Here is a 12,046-nt window from a genome sequence, read left to right on the forward strand (position 1 = left end):
TCTCGCGGGCTAACCGTCGTAACCCCAGTTGCCCAGGGGGGCTTCGTCGTCGATCGCGGTCCATGGCGCGTCGACGTCGGGCAACCACGTGTAGCGCACGCCGTGGCTTTTGAGAAACGCCACCGCCGTGCGGTAACTGTCGATCGCGTCATCGCACACCCACAAGGTCACGTAGGTCTGCGTCCGATCGAAGTCGGGCGACGTGACGAGCTCGTGCAACACGCCGCCGGGTTGCACGGCCAGAGTTGTCGCGCCCGCATCGCGATCGCGGGTGTAGCGGGGGCGTTCGACCACCCGCCGATCATGCAAACGCACCTTGATGTTTTGGGCGGTGAAATAGGGCTGGCTGAAGGGGGCGATGGCTTCCCCGGTCAGCAGAAACGCTCGCGACTGCATGCCATCGAGTGAGATGGCGGTGGAGATGTGGCGTTTGGTTTCCGGCGGCGGGATATCCTCGCGCAAATGTTCCTCGTCGATGAGCAGCTGTTCGCGAGCGGCGAGCGCCTGCGCCAACGCTTCCTGCACGGCGGCGGCATCGACCTGCAGCAGTTTTCGCAACTGAGCGAGCAGGGCTTCGAGCTGTTCGACGGTGAGCTTCAACTCATCACGTTCCTGTGAGAGCGTGGTGATGAGTTTGGCGAGATCGGTGTCGTCGATACGGTAGGCCTCCAGCAAAGCCTCGATGCGTTGCAGGGCGACCTGCGTGTCGGCGAGATCCTCCGCCGCGGCTTCATGGCGTTGTCGCAGCTCTTGATAAATCTGCTGACGCGGCCGAGGGGCGTCGGTCGCCGCCGATGTCGCCGCGGCCCCGAGGGCGCATCCGAGGACGAAGACCTGCCAGCACTTTGCCGTCGCGATCATGGTTGGCGGGACTCGGGTGTTTCCAGGCCGAGTTGGTCGCTGAGATTTTCGATGGCTTCGAGCTGGGTTTGGACGGTATCGGCCTCGGCCTCCAGGCGTCCGATGGCCTTTTCGATTTCCGCGGGATTGGGGTCGCGGTCAACCAATGGATCTTCGCCTTCGAGGGTTTTGCCCTCGATGGCACTCAGCAGAAACAAACTCGCACTCAAAGCGAAAAACAGGTCCGCCATGCAGATGAGATTGCGAAATTTGGTGGTGGAGGCCATGCGGGCAGTGAATCAGCTGGAGCGCGGCAGATAGGGACCGATCGGCTCGGCGGCCTTGATGGGGAAATCGGTGCGGGCGATCTCGCGGCCGGTGGATTGGCGCACGGCATCAAGGTGCGCGTAGATGAGTTGTTTCGCGGCGTCGAAGGAGTCGCGGGTCCAGCCCCCCGGTCGCACCGCAATGGCCACATAGCCGAATTCGTCGATCTGCTCCAGCAGTGCCGCTTGATGGGCGGGCAAGTCGTTGAGACTGATGCGCTGCGCCCCCGGATAGACGATGATGGCGTTGTCGACGCATTCGACCAGAACGTAGGGACCGGTGTAGTTGTCGAATAACGACCGGCGCTCGGCGATGACCTTGTTACGCTGCACCTCGAGTTCGGCAATGCGGAGCCGAGCCGCCTCGATTTCGGCCAACAGCTTTTCGAGGCGATCGAGATCAAGCTGCTCCTGTTGCAGGTCGCGATGGCGGGCGGCGAGTTGGGCGAGCTCCGCTTGGATGCGAGCGAGGCGGGCGGCGTTTTGGAGGAGCCGCAGTTTTTCCGCCGCGGACTGTTCGCGTGTGTCGAGGTCGTGCGCGGTGAAGGCCGACGCCGCAACCTGTTCCTCCAGGGCGAGGAATTCCTTGGTCAACGTGGGGGCGCTGCCGCCGTATTCGTAGACGAAGAGCGCGGCGCCCAGCAGGCAACAGAGCAGCGGAATCGAGACCAACCCGAGTTCGGGTTGGCCGGGCGCCGGGGTGCGGGCGCGGTGGCGGGATTTATGCCGACGGCTCATCGGCGCGTTCCGGCGCGGCGGTTACGGTGAACGTTTTGGGGCGTTGCACGAGCTCCTGCGTGCGCTGGTGGGCGGCATCCCCGGTGGCTTGCAGATCGCTGAGCGCACGGCCGTGGGCGGCGGCGTGTTGTTCCAACGCGTCGATGGTCGACTGTTGGGCGGCGGCGAGTTGTTTGAGCGCGTCGAGGGTCGTGAGTTGACTCGACGACGCCTCCCCAATCTGTGCGGCGACTTGCTCGCCGGAGGCAGTCACCGCTTGCTGCAATGCACTCTCCGCCGTGGCCGCGTCGCCCCGGGCTTTTTCCAATTGCGCGAGCACGGCGGTGAGGGTGGTCGCCGCAGCGCTGCTGCTCGCAGTGAGCGTGTCCAGCTGGTCGAGCTTGGCGAGTTGCTCGCGGGCGGCGGTGGCGGCTTGCGCGGAGGAATCACGCAGGGCGGTCGCGAGGGCCTCGAGCTGCGGACCCGGGTCGGGTGCGGCGGGCGGGGTGGCGTTGAAGGACTCGAGGGCCGCCGTGAGTTTTTCGTTGGTGGCGGAGAGGACGTTGAGATCGGTGGCCATGCTGCCGAGTTTGCCGCGCAGGTAGCCGATCAGTTCGGCCGGATCGATCCCGAACTCGTCGAGCCAGACGCGCGGATCATTGGATGACGGGATCGGCGAGGTGCCGGTGGCGTCGAGTTTGAGCAGGTGGTCTTCGACGAAATGGTCCAGACGCTCCAGCAGAGCGATCTCGGCGCGCCGCAACAGACTTTGCGCGATGGTGAGGGCGATGGTGAGAAAGAGCGCGAGCAGGGTGGTGTCGAACGCCGTGCCGATGGCGTTGGCGAAGGAGTTGGTGCTGTCTTCGCCCTGTAGCACGAAGTTGTTGTAAAGCCCTTTACTGAGCCCCCACACCGTGCCGAAGAAACCGACGAGAGGCAGGGTGCCGATCACATCGGCTGGCAGCACGAAACTCTCGTTGACCGCGCGCATGTCCTCCTCGGAGAGATCCTTGGCCGTATCCTGGCAAAAGGACGGCGAGTGATGCTGGGCGAGTTCCGCCATCGCGGAGACGCGGCGCCGCACCACGCTGTCGGCGGTCGCAGCGGCATCGTGCGTCTGCCATTGGGCGTGGGTGAGATGGCGTTGTTCGGCCGCGAGGCGGCGGGCCTTCGCGATGAGCACATCGGCGCCGAAGATGAACATGGCGATGCTCAGCCATTGCACCGGGCTGCGTTCGAATAAAAACGCGTGGAACCACGCTTCGCTTGAAAGGGTGAACCGGAGCACCACCCACAACGCGATCGTTGCAACCGATGCCACGAGGGCGGACTTGATAAGATTTCGCATGGGGTAGCAGGCGGGGAGACGTGACGGCAGTGTTCCGATCGAGTCGATGCGCAGCAAGCGATAAGCCTGCGGTTGCTTCTGATCCGTTGAGCACTGTAGATGGGTGGCTCTTTAGTGAAAACCACCGACGACGATCTTCCTCCATTTCCTGACTACGATAATCCGCCCGTCCCGTTTTGGGAGCAACACGGTGGCTGGCTGGCCCCGTTGGGCGTGTTTGTCACCATGGTGCTTTTTACGGTGGTGGCGTTTCCGCCGTTCGATGCGCCCGAAGCTGCGTATGCCTGTCTCGCTCCCGCCATCCTGTGGGCTTATCGGTGGCCCAAGCTGAAGGTGTTCGCCGCCGTGACGATCGGCGCGCAGATCACGGCGTGGTATATCCTCACGTGGTGGCTGCATCATGCGACCTGGCCGGGCTATCTGATGTTGGGACCTGTGGTGGGGGCGTGGGTCGGTTCGTGGTTCTTCATCGCATGGTGGTGGGTGCCTCGGTTGCGGGGGATGCGCACGATGAACCGATTGTTCGGTATTCTCGGTCTGGCGGCGGCTTGGGTGTTCATCGAATGGACGCGCACCTGGCTGTTGTCGGGCTTTCCCTGGCTGCCGTTGGCGGCCAGCCAATGGGAGCGATCGTCGATCCTGCAAGTGGCGGCTTACACGGGCGCGGGCGGCGTCTCCTTCGTGCTGGTGCTAATGAATCTCGGCTTTGCGGCCTATGGGCATCGTCTGTTTTTCGAGCACAACCTGCGCGGAATCAAGAAGCGCAGTCAGGAGTTCTTTTTGGCCATCTTCGGCCTGTTGGTGTGCCTGAGCATCCACGTGCAGGAATCGGTCAATCGTTACCATTTTCATTCGCCGTTGGCGCGGTTCGGATTCGTGCAGCCCAACGTGCCGCAGGAGATCAAATGGAATCCGGAAGACGCTCCCGCCATCGTGGACACGTTGCAAAAGGCCACCGCCACGATCGCCCGCCGGCGTCCGGACGTCATTCTGTGGCCCGAAGCCGTGACCCCCTGGGCGGTGAAAGGCGACCCAACGGTGCAGGCTTTCGTCGAGCACACCGCGCAAGAAGCCGGCGCGCCGATTTTGCTCGGCTCGATTGCGCGGGAACCCGGGCCCACCCCGGACAGCGAGGAACGTTGGTATAACGGGGCCTTTATCGTGGATCCGGAGCTGGGCCTCGACCCCAACTATTACGCGAAGCGGCATCTGGTGCCGTTTGGGGAATACGTGCCGTGGCGTCCCGTGCTGGGCTGGCTCGACAAGGTCGTGCCGTTGCCCGGAGATTTCGAGGAAGGCGATTCGCCGCAGCCCTTGTTGTTCAACGCCGGCGGCCAGACGCTGGCCGTGGGTCCGCTGATTTGCTACGAAGACACGTATCCGCAACTGGCGCGGGCGACGGTGAAGGCCAACGTCGATCTGCTGGTCGTGTTGACCAATAACGGCTGGTTCGGCGAAGGCGGAGCCGCGGAGCAACATGCCGCGCACAGCGTGTTGCGGGCGGTCGAAACGCGGCGTCCGGTGCTGCGGATCGGCAACGCCGGCTGGAGTGGCTGGATCGACGAATTCGGGGCCGTTCGCGCGGTGCTGCGCGCCGTCACGCGCACCGATGCCGATGGCACCTCGCGGACGATGGTGTCCAACAAACCGGGCGACATTGACGGCACGATCTACTTTCGCGGATCTTCCTCCGTCGACGTGCAACGCGACGTGCGCTGGATCGGCCGGGAGAGCTTTTACGTGCAACACGGCGATTGGTTCGTGTGGGTCTGCGTGGGCTTGATCGTCTTCGGCGTGATGCTGGTGCGTCCGGTTGATCCCAAAGAGGCCGCGAAAGCAGACAATCCCGGGGACCAAACTGAACCGCAACCGTAGGCCGCGAGCTCGCTCGCGCTTCCGAGTCATTCGCCGGCGGATGAGTAGCGCGGAGCGGGCTCCTTGCACTCTGGTTACGCTTTTGCTTCAGGTTATCGGGCCGATAGCGCCGAGCGCCTGCGAGCAGGCCACCTACGATAATGCTCAGCGGGCGGCCAATTTTCGCCCTACTTGGCTGCAGCAGCGGAGGTCACGCGTTTGAGACCGGCGACGGCCTCACCGTGATCAGGACGCTCGTCGATCGTGGCTTGGAAAAGCGCGGCGGCCTTCGCGAGGTCGCCGCGTTTCTCGGCTACGAGGGCGAGCTCGGTATTACCGAGCCAAGCAAGACGTTTGTGCACTTCTTGTGCGTAGGGTTCCGCTTTGTCGGCGCTGCCGCCGGCGATCGCCGGAGCGTTCAAGTAGTAGCGGCTTAGGCCGATCCAGCCCGTGAGGTGGTTGGGATCGATTTCCACGGAGCGCTCATAGGCTTTGAGCATTTTGCCTGCGACCATGCCCTTCACCATGAAGTTCACCTCATTGATTCGGGTGACCAGCATTTGCGCGTAGTCGGTTTGTAAGGTCGCGTCATTGGGGTCGGCCTCGATCGCCTTTTCCATCAGCGCCAACGCGGGTTTGGTCTCACCGGCTTTGAGGGTAGCCTGGGCTTCGGTAGCAAGCGCCGTGGCCGCTTCATTGGCGGCGAAGGTCGCGGAAGCGGTGAATAAAACTGCAACAATAGCGATCGTAGATTTCATATTATCAATGAGTTAGGAGAGAGTGTAACCATAATGGTTACAGTGGTAGGTTTACGGAGATTGGAGAATGGTGGCGGGCGGGACGCGGGAGGCGCGGCGGGCGAGGGGGTAGGCGGTGAGCGTGGTCACGCCGGCAATCACGCCGATGAGCAGGAGGTAGGTGATGGGGTCTGACGGACCGATGCCGAAGAGTTGGCCGCGCAACAGCAGGGTGGTTGGCACGGCGAACACGACGCCACCGGCGAGACCGATGCCGGTGAGGCGTCCGGCGCGGCGGATCATGAGCTGACGGATCGAAGCCGGACTGGCACCGAGGGCGATGCGCACCGCGATCTCGCGGAGGCGTTGCTCGAGGGAGAAGCGTAAGCTGGCGTGTAAGCCGAACGCCGACAGCGAAAGCGCCAGCACGGCGAATCCACCAAATAAATACGCGTAGAGCCGTGATGCGGTCGCGCCCTGCGCGATGTTGGTCGTGAGAGCGGTGGGCGAAACCGGCAGGGTGCTGTCGTGGGCGCGCAAGGCGGCGATGACGGCGGTGGTGGCGCTGGCCCGGTCGAGCCGCACCAACAGGGTGCTGAAAAACCACGGCATCTGTTTCTGCGGCACGTAGATTTGTGGCAGGGGCGGCTCGGCCAGGGAAGTCTGGCGCGTGTCGCCCACGATGCCGACCACCTCGCGGTAGACCGCCCCCATCCACGGCAGAATCATCACGCGCTGGCCGAGGGCGTTGCCATCGGGAAACATGCGGCGGGCGTAAGCTTCGTTGATGACGGCGACCGGAGCGCCCTCGGCGTTGTCGTGGTCGGAGAAAGTGCGACCGGCGTGCACCGGGATTTGCAACGTGCGAAAGAAGCCTTCGCTGATCGGGGCGTAAACGGCCTCGACCGCGTTGGTTGCATCCGTGTTGGTGCCTTGCCGCCAGCTCGGGTAAGCGAGGGTAATGCCGTTGAGCGGGGCGCTGGCGTTGATCGAAACCTGGCCGACCCCCGGCACCTCTTCGACGACGGTGAGCAAATCCTCGTAGTAGCGCACGAGCTCCTCGTTGGTTTCGTAGCGACTCGCGGGCGGCGACAGACGCAAGGTCATCACCTCGTCGGCGTTGAAGCCCGGCGGCACTTGGTTGAGTCGCACCAGGCTTTGCATGAGCAGCATGGCCACCGCGAGGACCGTGACGGTGAGGGCAACCTGGCCTGAAACGAGCGGCGATTGCCAACGGGCAACCCCGCGGCTGGTGGCACCGCGGGCCGCGCCATCCTTGAGCCATTGGTTCACGTCGGCGGTCGAAAGCTGCCACGCCGGGAGCGCGGCGCAGAGCAACGCGCTCACGAGCGCCGCGAGTAAACCGACACCGACGGCACTCCAATCCAGCGCCACTTCGTGTGCCCGGGGAAGCAATACCGGGGGGATTTGGTCCGCCACGATCGGCAGCGCGACGGCGGCGAGCGCCGTGCCAATCAGCCCGCCGATCAAAGCGAGCACAAAGCTCTCAAAGACCACGGTGCGAGCCAGCCGAATCGGCGTGGCGCCGAGTGCGAGGCGCACGCCGAGTTCGGGCAGGCGGGCGATGCAGCGGGCGAGCAACAGGTTGGCGAGATTGAAGCAGACAATGAGCAGCACCAGCCCCACCGCGCCGAGGAGCAACAGCAGGTTCGTGCGGATACCAGCGGTGCGTTGCTCCAACAAGGAGCGAATGGCGGTGGTCCAGTCGCGGTTGCTCTCGGGGTATTCCCGGGCGAGGTCCTGCGAGATGCCACGAACCTCGGCGTTGGCGGCGGCAAGGTTTGCTCCGGCGGCCAAACGGCCGAAGCCGTTCCAAAAGCGAGAGTCGCGGGCGAAGTATTCGGGGGACTCGTCGGGGAAGGGAATCCAAGCCTCGACGAAAGTCGGCTCGCGGAAACTGGCCGGCATCACGCCGATGACGGTGTGCGGCACATCGTCGAGGGTGATTGACGCGCCCAGCACGGCGGCATCGCGGCCGAAATAGCGTTCCCACGCTTCTTCGCTCAGCACGACCGTGCGGGCCGAGGAAAACGAGAATTCGTCGGAGGCGAAGGTGCGGCCGAGGATGGGTTGCACCTTAAATACCGTGAAAAAATCGGGGGTGACGAGACCGTTGATCAACTGCACCGGCGTGCCTTCCTCGGGCGTGTAAGCGATGAAGTTGGGCCGCACGGCTCCCAGCGCCTCAAACTGGGTGGAGCGGTCGATGAAGTCGCGAAAGTCGGTCGGCGAAACCCCTTCCTGATCGAGCGCCTTGGCGTGATTCAAGGAGCGAAATCCCACCAGCCGACCGGGGTCGTTGTAGGGCAGGGGCTGGAGCACGATGGAGTGAAACAGGGAAAAAATCGCGACCGTGGAGCCGAGTCCCACCGCGAGCAGCACCACGGCCAACGAGCTGAACCCCGGAGCGCGGCGGAGCTGGCGGAGAGCGTCTTGGAAATCGGCGAGCAGGTCTTTCATGTCGCCGCCCAGTATGCGCGTTTAGCGGTTCGGGCACATGGCCCAATGGTCATGGCCGAAGGTCACGGTTGGTCGTTGGGGGAACGCGGCAAAGCGCCAAGTGGACCGTAGCACGAGTCCGCGTTGGGGCGTGCAAGGATTCTACATGAGGTCGAAACTCAGGGTAGCGCGTTCGCTGGCGAATGCCGTCGCAGAGTGGACGCGGTCGTCGCAAGCAACGACCCCACAAGTATCCCAACCCGAATGCGTGATCCGCGACAGGGGGGGGCGGGGGCGATGGCTCAGATCAGATCCAGCTCGCGGGCGCGAAGGGCGGCTTGGGTGCGATCGAGGACGCCGAGTTTGCCGAGGACGTTGCTCATGTGGTTTTTGACCGTGCCTTCGGCGATGCCGAGTGCGTTCGCGATCTCCTTGTTGCTGTGACCGGTGGCGAGGTGTTTGAGCACGTCGAGTTCACGGCTGGACAACGGCTCGGCCAAAGGTTGCGGCGCGGCACGGCGCACTTGGTTGCTGGCGAGACGCGAGAAATGTTGCAGCAGCTTGGCGGTGACCGAGGGCTCGATGAACGATTCGCCGCGGGCCGTGAGTTCGATGGCTTCGATGACGCGTTCCGAAGGGGAGGCTTTGAGCAAATAGCCGACCGCGCCGGCGCTGAGGGCTTCGTAGACTTCTTCGTCATCCTCAAACGTGGTGAGCACAATGATCCGCGTATCGGGCATCTCGGCGCTGATGCGGCGGGTGGCCTCGACACCGTTCACGCGTGGCATCCGCAGGTCCATCAGCACGATGTCGGGCCGGTGGAATCGGGCAGCGGTCAGCGCCTGCTCTCCGTCTCCGGCTTCATCCACGATTTCAAGGTGGGACTTTTGTTCGAGTAGGATGCGCAGCCCTTCCCGAAAGAGGGCTTGGTCATCGACGAGGAGCACGCGAATTCGGTTCATACGGGCACTTCCACTTTAAGGGCAAAGCCTCCGCCGGTTCGCGGTCCGGCGTGGACTTCGCCGCCCAGCAGACCGATGCGTTCGCGCATCCCGCGCAAGCCGAAGCCGGCGGCGGGATTGTCTCCACTGGGGCCGGTGCCGTCGTCGTCGACGGAGAGGCGGACACGGGAGGCGTCACCAAAATCCAAGCACACCTGGGCTTCGTTCGCCCGGGCGTGTTTGCGCACGTTGGTCAACCCTTCCTGAGCGGCGCGGTAGAGGGCGTGTTCGGTGGCGGAAGGCATTGAGCGGGGTTCGCCGTTCATGCTAAATTGCACCCGCAGACCGGCATCCTCGCCCAGGGCGCGGATTGCATCGGGCAGAGGCGGGCGTTTTTGTTCGGTGCGCAGCGCGCCCACGGAGCGCCGCACATCATCGAGGGCTTCGCGGCTGAGGCGGGCGGCTTTGTCGAGTGCGGTGGCAGCCTTGACCGGATCGTGGGCGACGAGGCTGCGGGCGGCTTCGACCTGCACGTTGATGACGGTGAGGAAGTGCCCCACGCCGTCATGAATTTCGCGTGCGACGCGATTGCGTTCACGCGTGGTCGCGAGCTCTTCAGTTTGCGCGGCCTGGGCTCGCAGCTGGGCATTGGCCTCCTCGAGATCGTGGGAAAGTTTGGCGGAATGGATATGGTTCTCTACTGCATTTTGGGTAACGAACGAGAACCCGATGGTGAACAAATAGCCGGGTGAGTATAAGATCAGGGCTTCATTGAAACCGCTCCACCCATAGAGCGGGAAGAACACGAAACTGGTCGCGACATAGAGAAAAACGCCCGCGGCGATGGCGGTTTTCCACCGAAACATGAACACGGCCTGACTGGCCAGCGGCAGGGCGAGAATCCCGAAGAACCCCCGCAGCGGACTGATGTAGATCGCGCCCAGAGCCAGAGCGGCTTGGAGCGCAAAGAAGAGCGCGCATTCGCGGGGCGACTCTTCATCGAGGAAGCGAACCGACAGCACTCCCGCGACACCAAAGGCGGCGCCGAGTGCGAAGGTGGTGAGCACCTGCCAAGGTTCCCCGTTCCGGCCGGTGTAGTTGGAATACGTCGCGTAGCTCGCGAGGATCACACCGGTGTAGGCGACCATGCCGATGTAGTCGCCTTTGTGCAGGGGCTGGTTTCCGGTTCGCATTGGAGGGGATCGTAGCAAATCCCGTGATGACTGCAAATAGGTCGTTGGTCACGGTTTGCGGGCACGATCCGTGCGACTGCGCGGGGGGTTGTCCCGACTACTTCGGCAGTCTTGATTCGAGATCGGTCGTGTGGTCGCGGATGAAATCCACGATGGGTGTGGGATCGGCCAGACTGTGAGGGTGGTGTCCCACTCCGGGTTTGAGGATGACTTTGATGGTGCCGCCTCCGGCTTCGTAAATTGATTTCAGCACGGCGAGATTTTCGTCGTAGGGCACCACCGGGTCGGCATCGCCGGCGACGCCGATGATGGGGATGTCGGCATCGAGCAGCGGTTGAAGCCGATGGATCGGACTGAATTTTGCGGTGTCGGCGGCTTCGAGCGTAAGGCCGTAATGTGCGACCACGGCAGGCCAGCGCGGGGTGTCGTAACCGGGCCAGCTGCGAAGATCGAGCGCGGGAGCATCGAGGTAAAGAGCGGCTACACGATCCGGGTGGTTGGCGGCGAAATTGACGGCGTAGAGTCCGCCGCGGCTGAACCCCTCAATCACCACCCGTGGGTCGAGCGTGCAGGCCGTGATGAGGTGGTCGTAAAACGCATCGAAGATGCGCATCGCCTCGGGCGAGCCGTAGCGGTCGCTGGCGTTGATGTAGGCGAGGTGCCAGCCCTCGGCGAGCAAGGCGAGGGAGACTTGGGGACCGTGTCGATCGCCAAACCATTCCGCGCGCCAGACCCAGGGACGGGAAGGGGCGGATTCATGGGGCACGATCAGAATGGCGGGTTGCCCAGCCACCACAAAGTCGAGCCGTTCGTAACCATGCCATTCCGATTGGGTGACGCCGTATTGTTGTCCGGCGTGCGTGGATGAGGATAGATTGAGGCAGCACCCGATGACGAAGAGAGCGCGTGTTCGCCAAGGACGGGAAACGCGGAAAAGAGAATCGAGGTAAGCCACGTGTGAGCATTCCGGCGAGACCCTCGAGTAGCGTCAATGCACCGTTGATTCCAACCGTCCGTAGACTCTCGGTATTTCACACCAAGAACGCAACGTTCGCGAAGCGTGGCGGGTGCAGTGCATGGCGAGCTTTGCGGCCTTCGTGTGAATTCAAGTCGTCGGTCGACGGGGCAACTGGGAGAGGCGCGGGCCCAAAAAAGGGCGGACCGCGGAAAGCGGACCCGCCCGAAAGGGAAAGCGTTTAGGGACGCCCGAACCGCTTATTCGCGGGGTTTGGCTTCGTTGACCTTGAGGTTGCGACCGTCGAGGTCACGACCGTTGAGGCCGTCGATGGCTGCGTGTGCTTCTTCAGCCTTGCTGAAGGTCACGAAGGCGAAACCACGCGGGCGGCCGGTGTCACGGTCCATCGCCACGTAGACGTCGGTGACGTCGCCGAAGGCGCCGAAGGCATCACGGATGCCGGACTCGGTGGTGTTGAAGGACAGATTACCAACGTAGAGTTTGGAGTTCATAGGTTAAAAATCGTAAGCTCCTTAGCTTTTCAGCGCGTTTCCGAAATTCGGATTTCGAATCAGACAGCTGAACCAAAAGCTCACTTGCAGACTCACCAACCACTAGCATCTAACGTGTTTACGAGCCGCCACCGTCACGGCTGAGCAGCGGAATGCAAGCGGC

The 12,046-nt window shown here is 63.3% G+C and carries 11 protein-coding genes; 1 reads left to right on the plus strand and 10 read right to left on the minus strand.

Annotated features, from left to right (window positions below; genetic code table 11):
- Positions 1–9 precede the first annotated feature (9 nt).
- From PXH66_RS02235 to PXH66_RS02250, 4 genes are read right to left on the minus strand one after another with little or no spacing between them, the layout of a single operon-like run.
- Positions 10–861, minus strand: coding sequence for a coiled-coil domain-containing protein (locus PXH66_RS02235; RefSeq protein ID WP_330930196.1), 852 nt, complete (start codon positions 859–861; stop codon positions 10–12).
- The gene (locus tag PXH66_RS02240) at positions 858–1,127 is read right to left on the minus strand and encodes a hypothetical protein (protein ID WP_330930197.1); all 270 of its coding nucleotides are present in this window, start codon (positions 1,125–1,127) and stop codon (positions 858–860) included. The genes PXH66_RS02235 and PXH66_RS02240 overlap by 4 nt, the downstream gene beginning before the upstream one ends.
- Positions 1,128–1,139: 12 nt before the next feature.
- The gene (locus PXH66_RS02245; protein WP_330930198.1) at positions 1,140–1,904 is read right to left on the minus strand and encodes a hypothetical protein; all 765 of its coding nucleotides are present in this window, start codon (positions 1,902–1,904) and stop codon (positions 1,140–1,142) included.
- Positions 1,888–3,231 carry a MotA/TolQ/ExbB proton channel family protein gene (locus tag PXH66_RS02250; RefSeq protein WP_330930199.1) on the minus strand — a complete coding sequence of 448 codons (1,344 nt, stop codon included), beginning with the start codon at positions 3,229–3,231 and terminating at the stop codon, positions 1,888–1,890. The genes PXH66_RS02245 and PXH66_RS02250 overlap by 17 nt, the downstream gene beginning before the upstream one ends.
- Before the next feature lie 114 nt (positions 3,232–3,345).
- Between PXH66_RS02250 and lnt the strand changes: the two genes are divergently transcribed.
- Positions 3,346–5,106, plus strand: coding sequence for an apolipoprotein N-acyltransferase (gene lnt, locus PXH66_RS02255; RefSeq protein ID WP_330932207.1), 1,761 nt, complete (start codon positions 3,346–3,348; stop codon positions 5,104–5,106).
- A gap of 167 nt (positions 5,107–5,273) precedes the next feature.
- Here lnt and PXH66_RS02260 read toward each other — a convergent pair whose 3' ends face one another.
- The 6 genes from PXH66_RS02260 to PXH66_RS02285 form a co-directional block, all read right to left on the minus strand.
- Positions 5,274–5,843, minus strand: a complete 570-nt coding sequence (locus tag PXH66_RS02260; RefSeq protein WP_330930201.1) for a hypothetical protein — start codon at positions 5,841–5,843, stop codon at positions 5,274–5,276.
- 51 nt (positions 5,844–5,894) lie between these two features.
- Positions 5,895–8,303, minus strand: coding sequence for an ABC transporter permease (locus PXH66_RS02265; RefSeq protein ID WP_330930202.1), 2,409 nt, complete (start codon positions 8,301–8,303; stop codon positions 5,895–5,897).
- Positions 8,304–8,584: 281 nt separating this feature from the next.
- Positions 8,585–9,244, minus strand: a complete 660-nt coding sequence (locus tag PXH66_RS02270; protein WP_330930203.1) for a response regulator — start codon at positions 9,242–9,244, stop codon at positions 8,585–8,587.
- Complete coding sequence (locus PXH66_RS02275) at positions 9,241–10,416, minus strand: sensor histidine kinase (RefSeq protein ID WP_330930204.1); 1,176 nt, start codon at positions 10,414–10,416, stop codon at positions 9,241–9,243. Before PXH66_RS02275 ends, PXH66_RS02270 begins: the two co-directional genes overlap by 4 nt.
- Before the next feature lie 97 nt (positions 10,417–10,513).
- Positions 10,514–11,371 (minus strand): alpha/beta hydrolase family protein, encoded by an 858-nt coding sequence (locus tag PXH66_RS02280; RefSeq protein ID WP_330930205.1) that lies wholly within the window; start codon positions 11,369–11,371, stop codon positions 10,514–10,516.
- 260 nt (positions 11,372–11,631) lie between these two features.
- Positions 11,632–11,883, minus strand: coding sequence for an RNA recognition motif domain-containing protein (locus tag PXH66_RS02285; protein WP_330930206.1), 252 nt, complete (start codon positions 11,881–11,883; stop codon positions 11,632–11,634).
- Positions 11,884–12,046 lie beyond the last annotated feature (163 nt).

Origin of the sequence: Synoicihabitans lomoniglobus (assembly GCF_029023725.1) — a bacterium.
Lineage (GTDB): Bacteria > Verrucomicrobiota > Verrucomicrobiia > Opitutales > Opitutaceae > Actomonas > Actomonas lomonigloba.

Bases quoted from the DNA above. Each gene is read 5' to 3' on its own strand.
- PXH66_RS02235 (WP_330930196.1), bottom strand. From the start codon at position 861: ATGATCGCGACGGCAAAGTGCTGGCAGGTCTTCGTCCTCGGATGCGCC.
- PXH66_RS02240 (WP_330930197.1), bottom strand. From the start codon at position 1,127: ATGGCCTCCACCACCAAATTTCGCAATCTCATCTGCATGGCGGACCTG.
- PXH66_RS02245 (WP_330930198.1), bottom strand. From the start codon at position 1,904: ATGAGCCGTCGGCATAAATCCCGCCACCGCGCCCGCACCCCGGCGCCC.
- PXH66_RS02250 (WP_330930199.1), bottom strand. From the start codon at position 3,231: ATGCGAAATCTTATCAAGTCCGCCCTCGTGGCATCGGTTGCAACGATC.
- PXH66_RS02260 (WP_330930201.1), bottom strand. From the start codon at position 5,843: ATGAAATCTACGATCGCTATTGTTGCAGTTTTATTCACCGCTTCCGCG.
- PXH66_RS02265 (WP_330930202.1), bottom strand. From the start codon at position 8,303: ATGAAAGACCTGCTCGCCGATTTCCAAGACGCTCTCCGCCAGCTCCGC.
- PXH66_RS02270 (WP_330930203.1), bottom strand. From the start codon at position 9,244: ATGAACCGAATTCGCGTGCTCCTCGTCGATGACCAAGCCCTCTTTCGG.
- PXH66_RS02275 (WP_330930204.1), bottom strand. From the start codon at position 10,416: ATGCGAACCGGAAACCAGCCCCTGCACAAAGGCGACTACATCGGCATG.
- PXH66_RS02285 (WP_330930206.1), bottom strand. From the start codon at position 11,883: ATGAACTCCAAACTCTACGTTGGTAATCTGTCCTTCAACACCACCGAG.